The sequence below is a fragment of the Legionella nigrisilvae genome, assembly GCF_977063395.2.
The window spans coordinates 57,490-76,224 of the sequence record NZ_CDRUGZ020000022.1 but is presented as its reverse complement, the minus strand read 5'-3'; the positions used below and the strand labels follow the sequence as shown (position 1 = coordinate 76,224).

Below are 18,735 nucleotides of genomic sequence, written 5' to 3'. Positions count from 1 at the left end.
CTATTTCAGATAATAAAATTTACCCCAGTTTAGGTTGGTCTTTTTCCTGTACCTGGTGTTTTTCCACTTGCGTCTCCCCCTTGAAAAATCTTAATCTATCTTTTTCAACAGGTTCCATTTTTTTATCAAAGTCCAGGATGGCTTGATAAAATTGGGTAGTTTCTGGCTTTTGTAACTTTTTGGGGCTAAGAATTGCTTCCTCTGCAACTGTTTGGATTTTTATATATTTAGCGACCGAACTTAAAGTGGGGTCAGTTGCAATTTTATAAATACGGGCAACACGATGAGGAACAGTTTTCTCCTGTCCATCAATGATAATTGTCTTGCCTCCTCCTAATCCAAAAAAACCCGTTTTCCATACCCCATTTTTTATTTCTTTTTTGAGTAGATCAATTACAAAACTATTAAAAAATGCATGGTATCCGCTATGGGGATTATTTTTGGGCTTATAACTCCTAACAATTTCCGGATTTGACTCCCAAGGAGCTTCAACTTTTTTTAATTGGTCATTTTCGTTTAAAAAGTAAAAATTGATTTGCCCTCGTTCATAATGAGGTTTAAATTGCTCCCAATATCGATAAAGAAAACGAAGTTCGGCAAAAGTTATCTTGTCGAATTTTTTTTCAAAACACATTTTATAGTCGATTTTGTTTAAAACAAAATGTAACTTATGCTCATTATTAAGCGTCCAAAAAACTCCCATTTTTGACATTTTTTTTATGAATGGCATCTTGTGAGGTTGCTGTGTTAAGGGCGAAAGTTGTGCAATTTCATTGTCTAACAGACTCGCATAGGATTTAAAATCTTGTGCAGGTACATAAAAGGGATTGGTTGGTTTAGCAAAACTGGGATCAAGGTGAGGTTCAAGAAGTGGATCAATAGTTGCATTGAATAGTTCATCAACTCGGGTAGCAAAGACATCTTTCCCTTGTCCTCTCAAAAAATAAAATAGACTAATACGTGAACCGCTAATTCCATAAACGAGATCTCCCTCCTCAAACCCATCTAATAGTATATCTAAGTCTTCTTCTAGAACTGCTGGAATAAATTCTTTCAAATAAAAGGGATAATGGGGCTCAGAGGGATTGGTTATTACTTCTAAAACATGATGGTATTCTTCTTCAATTTCATCCGGAACTTCTTCTTCATCACCAAGATGGGACAATGTACTATAGCTTTTTTTCAACTCTTCAATTTCATCAATATTTGAGTTCTTATAGGTTCGTAAAAGCGAAGCCACCTGTCTTTTTTTCATAAAATATCAAAATTGATTATTTTTTTTTAATATAGTCAAATTAAGGCCGGTATGCAAATAAAATGAACAGCAGTGTTTATTCATTTCTTGTATATGATCTTAATTTCTTGAGATGTTACTTTGAACTGGCTAGTAATTCATGGATTAGTTTTTGTTTTAAAACTTCCTTTTCATCATTATCTAGTGATTGATTTTGTTGGTTTGTAATATAAAAAGTATCTTCTGCACGTTCCCCAGCAGTTACAATTTTTGCGTTATGCAAATGAATATTCAACATGGAAAATACTCTGCCTATTGTTGCAAGTAAACCAGGTCTATCTCCGGTCACTAAAAATAATCGAGTCTGATTATAAGATCGTTCATCGTAATAATGGATTTGAGTTTTGACTGTAAAATGAGCTAAAGCTCGAGAAAGTCTTTTTCGAACAACGACAGGTAGTTGATTCGTTTTGGCAAGATGGGTGCATAAATCGTGTTGAATATCTAAAGAGCGTTGTTTATCAAAAAATGCCCGATTTTGCTCATCTAAAATGATATAGGTGTCTAAATCATACTGATTATCGCAGGTAAGAATCATGGCTTCTTGAATCGTAACGTTATGATTACTCAAGACTGTAGTAGCAATAGCAAAGCGATCGTCCCGGTGAGGCATATAAATAAAAACTTCGGTTCCACCCTGGCTATGATGAGGCATAATCATGACTAAGGGGAATTTGGTGCAAGCAAGAATCGCTTTGGTATGGCGTGCGATCACTTCGGGTGATTCATGTAAAAAATATCTGTCTTTGAATTGTTTCCATAAATCGTCAACAGTTTTTTCTGCTACACCTTCTGTAAGTAGTATTGATAAAGCGTATTGCTTTCTGGCTTTAATAAGCGCAGTTTCATCCATTAATTCTTGTTCTCGATGTAACATATGTTTTGCAGCACGATACAACTCTTTAAGCAGAGAGTCTTTCCATGAGTTCCACAAAGTAGGGTTAGTCCCACAAATATCTGCGACAGTTAACAAATAGAGATAATCTAAATAGTGTGGCTGGGGTAAGAGTTTGCAGAAATTCTTTATAGTATTGGGATCATAAATATCTTGTCGTTGCGCTGTTTGTGACATAAGTAGATGGTTGCGTACAAGCCAAACCAATAAATCACAGTCATCTTGATCAAGCGCATGATTTTTTGCAAAATTAGATGCTTCGATTGCGCCTAACTCTGAATGATCACCGCCGCGTCCTTTAGCAATATCGTGAAATAAGGCGCTTAGGTAGAGCAGTTCGGGTTTGTTTAAATTGGGCATAATTTGTACGCAGAGAGGAAATTGTTCTGAATAGCTTTTTTCTTTGAAGCGGGATAGATTTCGAATGACGAATAATGTGTGTTGATCTACTGTATAGACATGGAATAAATCATATTGCATTTGTCCGGTGACCAAAGCAAAACATTCCAGATAATGAGCCAGAACACCGTATCGACTCATTCGATGCAATGCTTCGTAGGGTCCATCTTCGACTTTAAGAATACTCATAAACAACTCTGCTGTTTCTGAGGATGCTTTAAAACGTTTATTCATCAGATAAAGTGATTCTCTAATTAATCGGATAGTATTTGCCCTCACTCCTTCAATATCTGGGCGCTTAGCTATCCAAAGGAATAATTTTAGTAGTGCTTGTGGATGATGAATGAACACGCGAGTGTTTTTTACTTCAATGTAATTATTGGATAATTGAAATTCATTATCTAGGGGATACAACTTTTGCTTAGGAGAATGAGCAATGGTTTCATCAAACCATTGTAATAGCATCTCATTGAGTTCCCTGTTTCGTTTAATTACTTTGAAGTAATCTTTCATGAATTGTTCTATGGCTAATGAATGAGGTTTATCTTTATAGCCAAGAAACTGAGCTAATTTAATTTGATAATCAAAGGACAAGCGTTCTTCCGCTTTTTCAGCTAATACATGTAAGGCAAAACGCACCCGCCAAAGAAAATGTTGGCAATATGTAAGCTTTTCGTATTCTTTATCAGTAATGAAACCATAATTGATGCCATCTGCCAGTTTTTTAATGTTGAAATGTCGTTTTCCAATGCTGAGCAGAATCTGCAAATCACGCAGGCCACCAGGGCCATATTTGACATTAGGCTCCAGGTTATAAGCTGTTTCCCCATATTTAGCATCACGTTTTTTTTGCTCTTGAAGTTTAGCTAAAAAGAAATCCTGGCTAATCCACATATGTAGTGGATGAATCTGATAGATTAACTCCTCCATTAGCGGACCGCGACCGCATAATAGAAACATATCCAGGAGACTGGAAATAACCGTGACATCTTGACTCGCAAGTTCGGCACATGAAGAAACGCTGGTGATTTGATGGCTGAGATTTAAACCAACATCCCAACAATCTTGGATAAAATTTTGGGCATGGTTTAATTGGGCTTTAGAAACTTTATCAGAATGTAAGAGCAATATATCTACATCAGAATAGAGTATTAGTTCTCTTCGTCCATAACTACCCAGTGCAAGAAGACAAAAAACGTCATGATCCAGCTGATTTTTAATAAATAAATTAATAACCAGCTCATCGACAAAGGTTACTAATTTACGAATGATGGTGGTGATATTTGTTTTATAATCGAATTCTTCGCGTAGTTTTTCTTTAAATTGTTTTAGGTTATTTTTAAGGTCGTGTAATTCTGGAGTCATCCCTTGTTTCTCTGCATCCAGTGCTTGCGAAAAGGGATGAGTCTTTAAGTGTTTATTTTCGTTCTTCATCGCGCAAAGTCAAAATTTCTACACCGTTATCGGTTACCAACAAGGTATGTTCCCATTGGGCTGAAAGACTATGATCTTTGGTGACTACAGTCCATTGATCGGGCAATAATCGAGTATGATATTTTCCAACATTAATCATTGGCTCTATGGTGAAGGTCATACCTGGTTCTAACTTCATTCCTGTTCCAGGTAACCCATAGTGCAATACTTGCGGATCTTCATGGAAAATACGACCTATCCCATGACCGCAATAATCACGCACCACAGAGCAACGATTTTTTTCAGCATGCTGTTGGATAGCGTGACCAATATCACCTAAATGAACTCCTGGTTTTACCATTTCAATTCCAATAAACAAACACTCATGCGCTACTTGTACTACATGTTTTGCCTTGACTGAGGGGGAACCAATAATGAACATTTTGCTGGTATCGCCATGATACTCGTTTTTAATTACAGTAACGTCAATATTAATAATATCCCCATCTTTTAAAACTTTTTTACCTGGGATTCCGTGACATACTACATGGTTGACTGAAGTACAAATTGACTTAGGGAAGCCATTATAATTCAAAGGAGCAGGAATTGCTTTTTGTGTGTTCACAATGTAATCATGACAAATGGTATTAAGTTCATCGGTAGTGATACCTTCTTGTACATGTGGACCAATCATTTCAAGAACTTCTGCAGCGAGTTTGCCAGCAATGCGCATTTTTTCGATTTCATCAGGGGTCTTTATAGTAACTGCCATAGAGTGCGAATCCAAAAGTGTTATTTGATTGTTCAATATTTTTTGTTCCAATATATATAGTGTAGGCTAAACAATGTTATACGTATCGAACGATTTGGAACGAACGTCATATTAGCATAACCGATGATGTATGTCATCGAATCCTAATTAGAGCCACTTTTATGGAATTCTAGAATTCATAGATATGACTTTATTGATCAAATAAGTATTAATTTAGTTTAAGTAGAATTTAATATGGCCACAATGTATACTCTTTGATTTTTTAATCGGAACCTGTGTATGCCCAAAAAATCAAAAGCAACCCTTGTAAAAAAACAAGAAGAACGAAGGGATGCTTCACTTTCAGTCAAGTTAAAGTCAAATCAAGTACAGCCGAATTCATTTTTTTCAAAAGATTCTAAAAAAGAAGCCAATCGATTGAAAAAGATAAAGAAATTAATTGAAAGTATTGGTATCGAAAATATGGAAGCCCAAAATTATATACCATCTACTGTGGACAAACCGCAATTAGTTCAAGTTATGCCTGTTAATTTGTTAAAGGAGTTTGGAGGCCTGGGTTTATATACTCATGCCAATATTCCAGCTCACACTTGTTTGGGAGCATATACCGGTGAACTGTACCCGACAGTAACTTCATTTAAAAAATATGTAAAGAAAATCCCAGGTGCGGATTGGAGTTATGCAATGACTCTGGGGCATACCGTTATCGATGGGAAAGATAAAGGAAACTTTACCCGATATATTAATTTCTCTGATAGTCAAGCCAATGTTGAGTTTCGAGAAACTGAAGTAAATGGTTTAAAATGTGTCATTGTAGTGACTACAAAAGATGTTCCAAAAGGGAAACAGTTACTGGTTGATTATAATTGCTACGATGAACGGGCTTCTAAAGAATATTTTTTTCTTAGTCCAGAAGATAATTGGCTATCCTCACAGGAAGTGCTTGACTCAAATTCAGGAGGGTATCAACTCCATGTTATGGAAACCGATTTTAAGCTGCTAAATTTAAGTGAAAAAGAAAGGATATATCTCACAAAAATTGGAGAATTGATTTTTTCTGGAAAATTATTATCACACAACTCCCACAAGGTTAACCTCGATGAAATCAATCTTCCTTTTCTTAAAGCAAATTTAAAAGGGTCGGTTCTGGACTTTAATCAGGCGGATTCATTTAATGCCTTGATGTTAGCCAGTTATTTAGGGCAAGTTGCAAATATCAGATGGCTTGTTAAGAATCATGCCAACGTAGATCAACAACAAAATCACTCTGGAAATTGTGCTTTATTTTTTGCACTAGCAGGTTATGCGGACTCTGAGACAAAAAAACAACGACTGTCCTATTTGGATGCCTTGTGTCTTCTTGTTGACTCGCAAGCAAACATTTTAGTTCATGACCGGGAAGATAGAACTTTTTTGCATAAAGCAATTAAAACTCTATCTTTAAATGATTTTAAAGTACTAATGACTCATATCATCGATCAACAGCAATTCACTCCTGAAGAAATTTTAAACTATATAGATAAAAATAATCAGGATATTTTCTTATATTGTCTTGCTAATAGAGCTTTTGATAAAGCTGCTCTTTTAATCCACCACTATTCTGATTTTTTCAGAAACGAGTATTTTAAATATAATAGTAAATATGAAGAAAAAATGGGAAGAGGAGCATTAGTAGAATTAATAAATGAATTTGATCAGGACGAAAAAAGGGCTCTATTTGAACTTTTAACGACTCCTAAACTTGATTTGGATGCTAACTTTATTACTTCGCTGAAATTAAGCAAAGACGAGCAATTTTCGTTCTCTAAATAGACATGTATCAACCCCTGGGTATATCGCTACCCGGGGTATATGCTAATAAGGATTCACTCGTATCTGGAGGAGTATTTAAATAGATAGTAATATCTTTTAATTTGATACAATTTTTACGCCCTGTATTGGTGCGTAAGGCTTCTTTAACTAGATTTTACAAATCTATTATAGTTTCTTGATTTGCAAAACAATCGCTTAGTTTTTCCACCCCATTAAGATCATTTTTTTCAAGGGTCACTCTTTTAAAAACCATTCCAGGGGGAATTGTTATATAAATCATAGCATCTCCAAAAGCGTAAATAATCACTGGAGTGTATCATAAACATTCAAAAATCCTATTTCTATGTCAGAAATTTTATTGCGCTTACTTTCATTTCGAGTACTATACTTTATTAAAATCTAGTGCTTAACGCTCAAGGAAAGAAAATGAAACTCAATGCGTGTACTTTTATGTCTGCTTTAAGTTTCCTGATAAGTACTTCTGCCTTTACATTTGAAGGCCATGGAGTAGGAGGCTATCATAGTGCTCCTCCACCGAATCCTGGATATCACGATAATGGAAATTATAATAACTATCATAATAATGAATGGTACGGTGGAAGTGTAAATGTAAACACTTCGGGGGATGGTGTTTGGTATGATGATAGTTTGGATGATAATACTGATGAGGTTATCGGGGTGCCTGATGGAGGGTATTATGATCCTTCGTGTCAAACTATAGATAATTGTAGTACAGGTACTTGTACGTTAGTGAATACATGTGATCAAGAATAAAGTATGAATAAAAAAACATATCAATGGGCAGTAATAGGAGGAGGTCCTTCGGGGATCGCCGCAGTGGGAAAATTATTAGACAGTGGAATTTTGCCAGATCATATTTTATGGTGTGATCCTCATTTTAAAGTTGGAGATTTTGGTCTGTACTGGCGAAATGTTTCGAGTAATACCAAAGTAAAATTCTTTAAAGATTTTTTATCGGCTGTCCAATCCTTTCGATATCAAGAGGCTCCAGACTTTCCCTTAAATCATCTACCCATCGGAGAAACATGTACTTTGAGTTACATGGCTGAGCCTCTCCAGTGGATTACAGATCATTTTTTGCAAAAAGTCCAAGCAGTAAAAACAACCATCCATAATATGTTTTTATCGAAGCGTGTATGGTCTTTATGTTCAGATTCAGAAACCTACCAAGCTAAAAATGTAATATTGGCTACCGGAGCCTTGCCTTCTGCATTAAATTATCCTGGCGTTAATGTAATTCCTTTTGAGGTAGCCATTGATAAGGAAAAACTTGCTTCAGTAGTTCAACGAGATGAGACTTATGGTGTATTTGGCTCCTCTCATTCTGCAATTATTATTCTAAAACATCTCGTAGAGCTTGATGTTAAAAAAATCATTAATTTTTACCGCTCACCTTGCTGTTATGCGATTGAAATTAATGATTGGATTCTTTTTGATAACACTGGATTAAAAGGACAGAGCGCTGCATGGGCTCGAGAACACATCGATGGTGTTTTACCACCTAATTTAGTTCGTTATAATGTCAGTGAACCAAACATTGTACGTTTTTTATCTGAATGTGACCAAGTCGTTTATGCAGTAGGGTTTGAACAACGTAAAAGCATTGTTATCGGTGATTATGAATATTCTCGTCATAATCCTTATGTTGGAATTATTGGGCCAGGGTTATTTGGTCTTGGTATTGCATATCCAGAAACTAGAGCTGACATGTACGGGAACGTAGAGTCTCAAGTCGGTTTATGGAAATTTATGGTCTACCTAAATAAAGTGATGCCCATTTGGCTGAAGTATCCCACTTAAATTTAGTCGAAACCCCTAGATACAGATCCCGGGAACTTACAGGGATCTGTTAGAATTTGATTTAACTTTTAGACTTTTAAAACCATTTTCCTTACTAAGATACTTTTCAATCCGCGAAACACCTACTAATATAGATCGTTTTATAATTAAGAAAACAATAATCATGCAAAGAATAGCTCTATTATTCTTTTTTTTAGTAGGAATATTTATTTGGCCTAGAAATGCAGAATGTGCGCTCGAGCGTGATTTTCAATCTTGGTTTAATATCACAGCTATTGGAAAAACTTATAGTGATGATAAAATAATAGGACGTGTACGATATTGGTTAGAAGGACAACAGCGTTTTGGTGATGACAGTAGCCGTTTCACACAGACATTGTTTCGTCCAGGATTAGGTTTTGCATTAACCGATAATCTTAGTATATGGCTTGGCTATGCTTGGGTATATACCGGTATACCGTTTACCCCTAATCCATTTGAAGAAGATCGAATTTGGCAACAACTTTTATGGACCAAAACCTATCAACATTTGACTTTGACCAGTCGAACGCGCACAGAACAACGATTTTTAGAAAATAACCCTAAAACTGCTTACCGATTAAGACAACTTATTAAAATTTCGGCTCCGCTCAAACAATATCCAAATTTTAGTTTCGTCACAAGCGATGAACTGTTTCTTCATAAGAATAATTTTGTGGGTACAAACAGTAGGGGTTTTGATCAAAATCGATTTTTTATAGGTTTGGGCTATAAATTAAATCCTAAAGCTACTACGGAAATTGGCTATATGAATCAATACATTCGCCGTTTCGGGGTTCCCAACTTTCTAACTAATATTGTATCAATCAACTTTTTATTGAGTTTGTAAGATGAAATTTAAGAAGTTTCAATTTATTAAAATTTCAGAATGAAGTTCAAATAACACTCGTAAGTTTTATTTCAAACGTCATCCTGATAGTGGGTTACTTAATGACCGCCACCAGGTCCCCCAGTGCCGCCGGTTCCGCCTGCACCCCCAATGCCCCCAAATCCTGTCGGTTTGGTATGAGCAGCTTCTTCGGTTTGTTGCGTCTGACATCCAAATAACAAGGTAGATAAAAATATTAATAATGTAATTCGTTTCATGAATGTCCCTATTGCGTCAAAGTTTTAGTAATTTTACTTAAGCATTATAACTATTTTTGTGATTGGAAAATAGAGGTGTGAGCCACGCGAACCTTCAATAAGAAAATAGCTCATTGAAAAAAATGGGAAATCTCTGTGTTTTAAAGTTAAGATCCAAACTACACATCTTTGGTATCTGATTGATGTGAGCGATAGTGCCAAAATTTTGGAAAAGCTAAACAACAAGTGGCTACTCCTATAACACATAATATTCCACCTGATATTAATGCAGCGGGAATGCTAAAACTCGAAGCGATAAATCCTGCGCGCGTATCACCCAATTTAGGCCCGCTTAAATAACTGATCATTTCAATTCCTGCTAACCGGCCCCGATATTCTGTGGGAATAGTGTTATTCCATAAGGTAGTTCGAAATATTCCACTTATCGCATCAAAAGCTCCTGAGAGTGCTAAGAAAAACAAAACCAACCAAAGTGAATATGATAAACCAAATCCGATGATGGCAGCGCCCCACAATGCTGCGGCAATCGCAATGGCTCTACCATCATGATTTATTTTCGACGTCCAGCCACTGAAAAATGAAATAATCAATGCCCCTACAGCTGGAGCAGAATAAAGTAAACCTAAAGTTTTTGCCCCCCCTAGAGATTGAGCTATGGCAGGAAGCAAGGAATTAGGCCAGGCAAAAACCATCGCAATAAAATCGATAATGTAGCTTCCCATTAGTTCTTGCCGATTAAAAGCAAAGAAAATTCCTTGTTTTAGAGAAGATAGAATGGAAGGGTGTTTCTCCACGAGAGGTTTAGGTATGTTATGAATTAGGATTAAAGCAATTAATGATAAAAAAAATGTCATTAAGTCTATTAAGAACGTGATCACAATGCCGTAGTGAGCGATAATAACTCCGGAAATAGCCGGGGCAATAATCATACAAAAACTGAATTTAAATGTAGCGAGTGCTCCTACTTTTTTGTAATCCTTCGGGTTAACGATTTGTTGCATAACACTATCATATGCAGGACGATGTAAGCCGGTGATTGCGGACATAGAAGCTGAAACAATAAAAATGAGGCTCAGCGAAGGAGAGGTTTGATAGGAGTTAAGGGCCAGCATGCAGCATCCTATTGCAAGAAGTAACTCACTGATAATCAATAACCCTCGGCGATTGTAGCGATCAGCAAATACCCCACCAATTAATGCGGTGATTAATAGAGGTAATAACTGAGCTAAACTTAATAATCCAACAGCGAAAGTCGATTGTGTAATTTGATAAATCTGATAGGGCAGTGCAACATTGCTTATCATCGTACCGATAAACGAAATGAATTGCCCCAAATACAGTAACCTGAAATCACGATTTGTTTTAAGCAGGGAAAGATCTAAGAAGGAGCTCATTTCAGAATATCCAAATGTTTAAACAGCAGAATATGGAGATTATAAAAGAAGATTTTATGCTTTTTAATTGATTCAGTACAGTACAGGGGGCGAAACGATAAGTCTACACCTTCTTCAGGAGCTTAATTTTCTCGCTCTCTTTTTATAATTAATATAGGATTAAAATGAGTTAATCTATTGTTATATATGGAATTATGACAAAAATACGACAAGACCCCAAGTCAAAAGCTTCTAGAAGAATATCTCTTGCTAGTTTTGTGGGAACCACAATTGAATGGTATGATTTTTATCTTTTTGGAACTGCCTCGGCTTTATTTTTTAATATTCTTTTTTTCCCTAAAATTAGTCCTATTGCTGGAATCATGGCGGCTTATGCGACTTATGCAGTCGGTTTTTTTGCGAGACCACTTGGAGGGCTTATCTTTGGTCACTTTGGAGACAGGGTAAGTAGAAAAAAAATGCTTATTTTCACTCTATGTTTGATGGGAGGGTCTACATTCTTAATTGGATTACTACCCACTTATGAACAAATTGGAGTATTTGCACCGCTTTTACTAGTGATTTTACGTTGTATTCAAGGAATAGCAGTTGGAGGTGAGTGGGCTGGAGCAGTTGTGATGTCTGCTGAGGTGAGTCGAGAAAAAGAAAGAGGTTTTTATTCAAGCTGGCCAAATTCAGGTGCTCCTTTTGGCTTAGTAATTTCCATCGCAATATTTCTCGTATTTTCCGCACTCCCTCAAGAACAATTTTTATCCTGGGGATGGCGTATTCCTTTTTTACTGAGTTTCTTCGTTGTGCTTGTTGGTCTGTATATTCGTTTGCAGATTATGGAAAGTAAGATTTTTGTTGAAGCAACAAAAAACAAACGTCCATCAAAAAGGCCGGCTTTGGAAATGCTTCATTCTCACTTTAGAAATTTTCTGTTGGCAATAGGCGCTCGTCTAATTGAAAGTGCATCATTTTATGTTCTCACTGTGTTTATCTTAAGTTATGGAACTTTTGAATTGCATATTTCAAAAACAATTCTCCTTTATGCTGTGATGGTAGGGGCAATTTTTGAAACTTTATTGATTCCTTATTTTGGTTCGCTTTCGGATAGAATTGGTAGGCGTCCGGTTTATATTACTGGGGCTTTATTAATGGCTTTATTTGCATTTCCATTCTTTTGGTTATTGCAAACAAAAAATACAGCATTGATTTTTTTGGCTGTAATTTTCGGGATGTGTATCCCTCATGCCATGATGCATGGTGCTCAAGGAGCCTTCTATTCAGAGCTTTTCAAAACACGAATTCGTTATAGTGGAACTGCAATCGCTTATCATTTATCTGCTGCATTCTCTGGTGGATTAGCTCCTTTAATTGCTACTGGTCTCGTAGAATGGGCTCATGGATATACTTGGCCTGTATCGATCTATCTGATTATTATGGCTGTGATTACTATAGTCAGTGTGTATTTATCTGTAGAAAGGGCACAAAAAGATATTTCCGCTTAATGTACGATTAAAATGGTTTTTGTCTTACCGAATATTCAATATTCATTTTTTATTGTATCTTTAGAAGCCATTACATCGCTCCATAGATCACGAATAAAGTCTGAATCTTGTAACTCATGGATTGTAACAGCTGGGGGCAGAAGAGAATTAACTTCTGCAAAATGATTTTTTACAACCTCTCCTTGTAAAAAGTCTTTTAGATCCGTTATATAAGCAATAATACGTTCTTCAGGTAAACCCTCGATAATGGCTTCATGTTTTTTTACAAAATGAGAAACTTTTTTAGGTGATTCTTCAGGATTTAAATCGGTCAAATGATCCACTAGAGGCTCATACAAAGAAGATAACTCTATAACTCGTTCTGCTACTCCAACAACAAGACCATTCGTTCCATTTTCAACTTCTTTGTCTTTTAAAAAACTAGTGAATAAAACATCGAGAACAACGGTCCCTCCATAAGTAATAAGGGGCTTGTGTTCTGAGATGTATTTTGCAAGTGCCTCAATAGTGACCCTATCAAAATTACCTCTCATCGGCAAACCATTATCCGGGAAAGTATCGTGAATTCTATAATAGGGGACGTCATGGTCTATGGTTGAGGCTAATTTACTAATAACCTGGGATTTGGTTTTAAAGAAACCAAGGAATTGTTTTCCAATACTCATACCAACCATCCAAATACATAGAATACTTCAAAAAATCGAAATTGATTAAAGTAGAGTGTGTATGTTTGATGACACATGTATTAATTATAGACATTATTTGGATTTAAAATAAAATAGAAAACACCCTGGAAGTTTTCTATCATCCAATATTATTCCATTTGATCCCTAGATTGTAACAAATCTTGTATTGGTTGAGGTAATATCGAACGCATCTTATATGTTATCTTTGCCTCATTTCTTTGCCAAATAATACCTAAATAAATAATAGCAAAGCCAATAGCGGTCAAAACGACCGGGAATAAGTAACTGAAATTAAATACTCGAAATGCTAAATATCCTAGGTAAAAACACGTTCCTAAAGCGCCAAATAGTACAAATACTTTTCTATTTAAAATAACTCCAACTAATATCAGTAAAAGATTAATGCACAGATAAATAAATTTAGAAAGTTCACTATCTGAATGTTGCGCACTCAGTCCTCCCCAAAAGGTCATAACTCCGAATATATAAAGCCAAAATGCATAGTCTGCTGATTGACTTGAGCGAACATCAACCCAGAATGCAATTAATACGGTAATTATTCCAAAATACATAGAAACCATAGCACTTAACTCATAGGTATACGTATCTGGTTCAATCATGTATGTAAGATCCATAGACATGTACCAAAGAGTGACTGCAATGGGCATAATCATAAAGGGATAGCGGTACAGCCATGCCATTATAATTCCTACGATAAGAGTTCCAAGCTCCATAAAGATCCAGTTCCATTTAACGTAGATATGATAGTCCTGATACACCGTATTATCTGGTGGCCACCAACCCATGCCTTGTTGTAAACCATAGATAGCAAGCGGAGTAAGACAGATGACAAAGGTCGCGCATATTCCTGCGGGTATTTTATGACCCGTATCATCTAACCTATGAGTAAGCGCTATACCTAAAATGGAATAGCACAAGGAGAGAAATAAGATCCCCCAGCCTCCATACATTTCCCAACCTAAGTTCATGAACAATGTCATGGCCCCTATAGCTATAAGGCCACCAAAATAATAAAGAACGTTCGTTAAATTAAATCCTGCGCTTTGTTCGGGGAGGTTTTTTATGAATTCAATTAAATCATTTGCTTGTTTTTCTGTGATAATATTAGCTTCAATGGCTTTATTCATCATATGCCGGGAAATTTTCATCATATCTCCATAGCTGTGGAATGTGCTCCAATAATAAAAGTATAGCTAGATGAATGAAAATAAGATGCTTTTTTATATTTATTTAATGTTGGAACGTTAATTTTATTTCTTTGGCTCCAATCAAGAGGAACTAAATAAAAGGTATTTTAGCAAGAAATTACACGGCGGGATTCTTTCTGCATAACATAATCGATTTATCAAATCTTAATAAAGCAGGAATAATTTGACTGCTATTTTCACATTGAAGTTTTTTTCTTATATGTTCAAAATTCTTATCCACCGTCCGTTTTGAAACTTCGAGAATGCTGGCGATTCGAGGCAAACTGAAGCCATAATAATATAAATAAATGATTTCTTTCTCTTTATGAGTAAGTTTTTTACATGCCAAAAAGCTAAATGGCAACTGTGTAAAATCAAAGGTTTTATCAAAAAATTCAGCTACTGTTTGTGATTTATTCGCGTAATTTAAAATTTTATTGTGGAACGTTGGGGTAGGGTTTTTTTTATTAGCAAAAATTTCATTCACTTTTATTGTGAGTTCTTTGGGTAATATTAATAAATTTTCTTTATTCAAGAGCTTACGACATTTATTTGCTATGTCTTCACACACTTTATCTAATATACCTAAATTATTTAATATAAAATTATTGGATTTAATTGGATCAGAAGTCGAAGCCAGAGTAATTATTTCAGTAGAGAAGGTATTTGGAGTATGATTTCTTTTTATAAAGTCATAAAAAAAAGTATAACCGCGATTAGTTACAACTCCTTTCAGTTTATCATCTAATAAATTATCCCCGACAATACTTGAGACATAATATTCATGATCTAATATTTCAATATCACTGAGTATTTGCTCTGCATAGAGTTCATCATGAAAAAAGTCACTTAATAAATACTGCTCCGACATAAGCTGGAAATAGTTACCATTTAAGTCATAATACATGTACCCCCAATTACAAATTGGGGATTCATCGAAAATATGTTGGTAGACCTGGTCAAGCCAACCGGTATACATTTTCATTTTAGAAAATTGCAGCATAGTAATCTCTCTACTCTTTGATCAAATTATAGTCTAATAAAATTGGTGTTTACTTCAATTAGCTAGAATACTCCCTGAGCCAAAGAGCTTATTACTTATTAAATGAGCACTTAATAGACATTGCATCGATTAACACTCAAATTTAATAAAAATGGCCGGCTTATTACTCAGAATGAAACAATCCAGTTTGTTCAATTTAAGAGCATAAAATTAGGCTAAAATGAAAAGTAAATGGATAAGGAAGTTACATGCACATAAAAGCATTTCTAGCTTGCCTCTTATGCTCTATGCATTTGTTTGCGCAATCCGTTCTTATTGGGACCTCAGACTCTGGTCCACCATTTAAAATGTTATTGAAAGATAAGGCCCACTTTTATGGTTTTGAAATTGATCTTATGGGTGAGATCTGCCAACGTGCTCAACTAGACTGTCATTTTACGAGCATCCCTTTCAAGGATTTATTTAATCAATTAGAACAGGGGCAAATTGATCTAGCCATAGGTTCGATTGTGATTACCCCAGAGAGAGAAAAAAAGTTTATCTTCAGTCTACCTTATCTTATTGGTGGAGGCCAATATGCAACTAAATCATCGAGCGCAGTAAAAGAAATTAATGACATTGTGGGTAAAATCGTGGGAATAGAAAGGGGAACCATTTTCAAAGCCTGGATCGCCTCACAATTTGGTGATGCAGCTCAAATACAGGAATATAATACTTTGAATGAGGCATTACAGGCGCTAAACAACGAGGAGGTTGATGTAGTTATGTTCGATAAGGGGGTAGTTGAATTTTGGCTTGCTAATAGCAGTGGTCAGCTTAGGGTGGTCGGTGCCCCAATGGGTGCTGGTTATGGAATTATGGCTAATAAGAATCATGAGGCGCTCATTGATACAATTAACAAATATCTTATTGAATTAGAAAATGATGGCACTTATTTAAAGTTGTACCGGCGTTATTTTTAACACTCTATTCTAAAAATTCGGTTGGTCTCAATTAGAGTGAGTATTTCATTCTCTTATTCAAATGATCCCAACCTACCTGAAACCCAGTTATTGTATGGAACAATTTTTTTGAGATTCTTTTTCTTGTTCTAGTGTTTTATCCTGTTTAGGTTCTGCTTGTAACTGTTGTTTAAGCAAAACTAAGATTTTTAACAGATTGTTTTCTCGTGTTGATTTTAATTGCTCTGGACTTATATTGCTCTGAGATTGATCTGCAGTTAAGTTATTACAGACTATAAACCCATCTCCTTTTTTTTGAATTTGGATCCCTGGAGTGTGGGGTCCGGTATTTATAGCTAAAGTATTTTCATTGATTTTATACATTCCATAATCCGTGTTAAGAGGAATATGTTCTCGTATCGGAAGTTCAGAAAACCAGTTCTGAAAAGGCTCGTAGACTGTTAATGGCACATGTGTCCCTGTGTTTTGGGAAAAGACGATATTATTTACATCAAACGTAAAAAATCGAATTTGATCAAAAAAAGTTTGAGCTTTTTGCAATTCCTCGTTTAATTTTTTAGAGGCATCCACAAAAGAGAGTTGCGGCTCAAGAAAATTTGCTATTAGATTAAGCAAATCTGACGGTAATTTTCCAAAAAAACTACTTGAAGTGCGTTGGGCTTGGGCAAGAAGGGGTGCAAATTTCTTTATTTCTGGTTTCAAGAGGCAACCTTTTTTTTTCAATTCCTCCATAAATTCCACAAATTTAGGATGTTTTGACGCTTCGAGTTTGGATTTTTCCCATTCATAACCATAGGCAGCTCTTAGCTCAAAGTGATATTTGTTAACAAGTGTTATAAAGTCTTGGTTTACTTTAATAGATAGATGCTCCGGACAATTATTTTCTAAAGTCTCAATGAGTAAGATTCCATAAAATTTATTTTGGAATGCATGGCGTCCTGAACGATCTTCTTCCAGCTTTTTTATATATTGTTTTTTCCAAACTTCATAACTCATGTTAATTTCTAAATTGCTTTGCATGATATTGCTCCTCTGGTAGAGATATTGAATTAATTAGTCTCTAAGATAGCAGCCTATTATTAAACTATGCTTAAGGCATTTAAGTAAAACTTGAAGATGACATTTGAATCTTGAGCCGAATAAATATTTTTATTGGCTTGAATGATGAGCCGAATATGTCTATTATTAAACTCATATAATGAGCCGAATAAGATGATTAATTGGCTCACAAGAGGATAAAATGAATAACACCAATATCGAATGGATCTGGCAATTGCTAGATTGGCCAAAATTTCATTGGCAAGATCAACTCATACAACCTTTACTGCGCGAAGTACGATTAAAGCAAGGGATTCTTATAGGTAAAACTGGAGCTATAGCAGCAGATATCTCTTTAGAATCGGCCCTGGATACTTTATTACAAAATATAATTGCCTCTTCAGCAATTGAAGGGGAACAATTGAATGTACAATCCGTTCGCTCTTCACTTGCAAAACGCATTGGATTGCATTTAAAGCAACCTTATCCAACCACTGAGCGTTCGGAAGGTTTAGCACAAATGATGTTGGATGCCATTTATAATTTAAAATCCCCTTTATCCCTAGAGCGCTTGATGCAATGGCATAAATGGTTATTTCCCAATAATACACAGTCCATGTTATATCCAATTCAAGCTGGCCAATTACGGGGTGACGAGCCCATGCAAGTTGTTTCTGGGCGAATTGACAATCCAACGGTGCATTATGAAGCGCCGCCAAAAGCTCGATTGGAGCATGAATTGAACAGGTTTATTGATTGGTTTAACCAAAGCTTAAAGGACACAACACTTGATCCTTTATTACGGGCAGCGATTACCCATTTCTGGTTTATAACAATCCATCCATTCGAAGATGGTAACGGCCGCATCACACGTGCTCTAACTGACTTGGCTTTAGCACAGGAGGATAAGCAGAGCATCCGCTTATACGCTATGTCGGCAACCATTCTTGCCCACCGAAATGATTATTATCAAATTTTGGAACAAAGTCAGCGGCAAACTACAGACATAACCTTATGGTTGTCTTGGTTTTTAAAAACTTTAGAAAATAGCATCCAAACTGCAATTGATAAGATTGATCAAACGCTTGCTAAAAGTCGTTTTTGGCAAGTTTTCCAAGAGTGTGAACTCTCCAAAGAGCAAATAAAGATTATTAATCTGATGTTTGATAATGGGGATGAAACATTCGAACATGGAATAAGCGCAGCACAATATAAGAAAATAACTAAAGTAAGTAAGGCTACCGCGACAAGACATCTTGCTGATTTGCTTGAAAAAGGGTGTATTGAAAAATTACCCGGAGGAGGCCGGAGCACGAGGTACCAAATTAAAGCAAGCTTTGTGGAGGAAAAGAAGAAAGATAATTACAATAGCGCTGCTTTATCTAAGGAAAGTTAGTTAAATGTTGGAAAGAGATTTCAC

Annotated in this window: 17 protein-coding genes; 7 read left to right on the top strand and 10 right to left on the bottom strand. The window is 35.7% G+C overall.

What is annotated here, in order from left to right:
* Positions 1 to 19: 19 nt before the first annotated feature.
* The 3 genes from ACWTE2_RS13535 to map all read right to left on the bottom strand — a co-directional run bounded on the left by ACWTE2_RS13535 (position 20) and on the right by map (position 4,773).
* The gene (locus ACWTE2_RS13535; RefSeq protein ID WP_454785764.1) at positions 20 to 1,255 is read right to left on the bottom strand and encodes a hypothetical protein; all 1,236 of its coding nucleotides are present in this window, start codon (positions 1,253 to 1,255) and stop codon (positions 20 to 22) included.
* Between the two features lie 115 nt (positions 1,256 to 1,370).
* Positions 1,371 to 3,953, bottom strand: a complete 2,583-nt coding sequence (gene glnD, locus ACWTE2_RS13530; protein ID WP_454785986.1) for a [protein-PII] uridylyltransferase — start codon at positions 3,951 to 3,953, stop codon at positions 1,371 to 1,373.
* A 52-nt stretch (positions 3,954 to 4,005) separates the two neighbouring features.
* Positions 4,006 to 4,773: a type I methionyl aminopeptidase gene (gene map, locus ACWTE2_RS13525; RefSeq protein ID WP_454785763.1), complete on the bottom strand. Its 768-nt coding sequence runs from the start codon at positions 4,771 to 4,773 to the stop codon at positions 4,006 to 4,008.
* Between the two features lie 279 nt (positions 4,774 to 5,052).
* Between map and ankI the strand changes: the two genes are divergently transcribed.
* Positions 5,053 to 6,585 carry a Dot/Icm T4SS effector AnkI/LegAS4 gene (gene ankI / locus ACWTE2_RS13520; protein WP_454785762.1) on the top strand — a complete coding sequence of 511 codons (1,533 nt, stop codon included), beginning with the start codon at positions 5,053 to 5,055 and terminating at the stop codon, positions 6,583 to 6,585.
* Between the two features lie 154 nt (positions 6,586 to 6,739).
* Here the strand turns inward: ankI and ACWTE2_RS13515 are convergent, their stop codons facing one another.
* Positions 6,740 to 6,865 (bottom strand): hypothetical protein, encoded by a 126-nt coding sequence (locus ACWTE2_RS13515; RefSeq protein ID WP_454785761.1) that lies wholly within the window; start codon positions 6,863 to 6,865, stop codon positions 6,740 to 6,742.
* Positions 6,866 to 7,011: 146 nt separating this feature from the next.
* On the opposite strand from ACWTE2_RS13515, the gene ACWTE2_RS13510 reads away from it, so the two are divergent.
* The 3 genes from ACWTE2_RS13510 to ACWTE2_RS13500 all read left to right on the top strand — a co-directional run bounded on the left by ACWTE2_RS13510 (position 7,012) and on the right by ACWTE2_RS13500 (position 9,274).
* Positions 7,012 to 7,359 carry a hypothetical protein gene (locus ACWTE2_RS13510; protein WP_454785760.1) on the top strand — a complete coding sequence of 116 codons (348 nt, stop codon included), beginning with the start codon at positions 7,012 to 7,014 and terminating at the stop codon, positions 7,357 to 7,359.
* 3 nt (positions 7,360 to 7,362) lie between these two features.
* Positions 7,363 to 8,406, top strand: a complete 1,044-nt coding sequence (locus ACWTE2_RS13505) for an FAD-dependent oxidoreductase (protein ID WP_454785759.1) — start codon at positions 7,363 to 7,365, stop codon at positions 8,404 to 8,406.
* A 163-nt stretch (positions 8,407 to 8,569) separates the two neighbouring features.
* The gene (locus tag ACWTE2_RS13500) at positions 8,570 to 9,274 is read left to right on the top strand and encodes a DUF2490 domain-containing protein (RefSeq protein WP_454785758.1); all 705 of its coding nucleotides are present in this window, start codon (positions 8,570 to 8,572) and stop codon (positions 9,272 to 9,274) included.
* Positions 9,275 to 9,372: 98 nt separating this feature from the next.
* On the opposite strand, the gene ACWTE2_RS13495 is transcribed toward ACWTE2_RS13500, so the two are convergent.
* Both ACWTE2_RS13495 and ACWTE2_RS13490 read right to left on the bottom strand, forming a co-directional pair.
* Positions 9,373 to 9,531 (bottom strand): hypothetical protein, encoded by a 159-nt coding sequence (locus ACWTE2_RS13495; RefSeq protein ID WP_182393460.1) that lies wholly within the window; start codon positions 9,529 to 9,531, stop codon positions 9,373 to 9,375.
* Between the two features lie 158 nt (positions 9,532 to 9,689).
* On the bottom strand, positions 9,690 to 10,925 hold the full coding sequence (locus ACWTE2_RS13490) for an MFS transporter (protein ID WP_454785757.1): 1,236 nt from the start codon (positions 10,923 to 10,925) through the stop codon (positions 9,690 to 9,692).
* 194 nt (positions 10,926 to 11,119) lie between these two features.
* On the opposite strand from ACWTE2_RS13490, the gene ACWTE2_RS13485 reads away from it, so the two are divergent.
* A complete protein-coding gene (locus tag ACWTE2_RS13485) occupies positions 11,120 to 12,418 on the top strand; it encodes an MFS transporter (protein WP_454785756.1) in 1,299 nt (432 codons plus the stop codon).
* Positions 12,419 to 12,453: 35 nt separating this feature from the next.
* Here ACWTE2_RS13485 and ACWTE2_RS13480 read toward each other — a convergent pair whose 3' ends face one another.
* From ACWTE2_RS13480 to ACWTE2_RS13470, 3 genes are all read right to left on the bottom strand, one after another.
* Positions 12,454 to 13,083, bottom strand: a complete 630-nt coding sequence (locus ACWTE2_RS13480; RefSeq protein WP_182393463.1) for a hypothetical protein — start codon at positions 13,081 to 13,083, stop codon at positions 12,454 to 12,456.
* A 149-nt stretch (positions 13,084 to 13,232) separates the two neighbouring features.
* Positions 13,233 to 14,273: a DUF2157 domain-containing protein gene (locus ACWTE2_RS13475; RefSeq protein WP_182393642.1), complete on the bottom strand. Its 1,041-nt coding sequence runs from the start codon at positions 14,271 to 14,273 to the stop codon at positions 13,233 to 13,235.
* A 157-nt stretch (positions 14,274 to 14,430) separates the two neighbouring features.
* Positions 14,431 to 15,315: a helix-turn-helix transcriptional regulator gene (locus ACWTE2_RS13470; RefSeq protein WP_454785755.1), complete on the bottom strand. Its 885-nt coding sequence runs from the start codon at positions 15,313 to 15,315 to the stop codon at positions 14,431 to 14,433.
* A 248-nt stretch (positions 15,316 to 15,563) separates the two neighbouring features.
* On the opposite strand from ACWTE2_RS13470, the gene ACWTE2_RS13465 reads away from it, so the two are divergent.
* The gene (locus ACWTE2_RS13465; protein WP_454785754.1) at positions 15,564 to 16,277 is read left to right on the top strand and encodes a transporter substrate-binding domain-containing protein; all 714 of its coding nucleotides are present in this window, start codon (positions 15,564 to 15,566) and stop codon (positions 16,275 to 16,277) included.
* An 87-nt stretch (positions 16,278 to 16,364) separates the two neighbouring features.
* On the opposite strand, the gene ACWTE2_RS13460 is transcribed toward ACWTE2_RS13465, so the two are convergent.
* Positions 16,365 to 17,297 (bottom strand): hypothetical protein, encoded by a 933-nt coding sequence (locus tag ACWTE2_RS13460; protein ID WP_454785753.1) that lies wholly within the window; start codon positions 17,295 to 17,297, stop codon positions 16,365 to 16,367.
* 220 nt (positions 17,298 to 17,517) lie between these two features.
* On the opposite strand from ACWTE2_RS13460, the gene ACWTE2_RS13455 reads away from it, so the two are divergent.
* On the top strand, positions 17,518 to 18,711 hold the full coding sequence (locus ACWTE2_RS13455) for a Fic family protein (RefSeq protein WP_454785752.1): 1,194 nt from the start codon (positions 17,518 to 17,520) through the stop codon (positions 18,709 to 18,711).
* Positions 18,712 to 18,735: the final 24 nt, after the last annotated feature.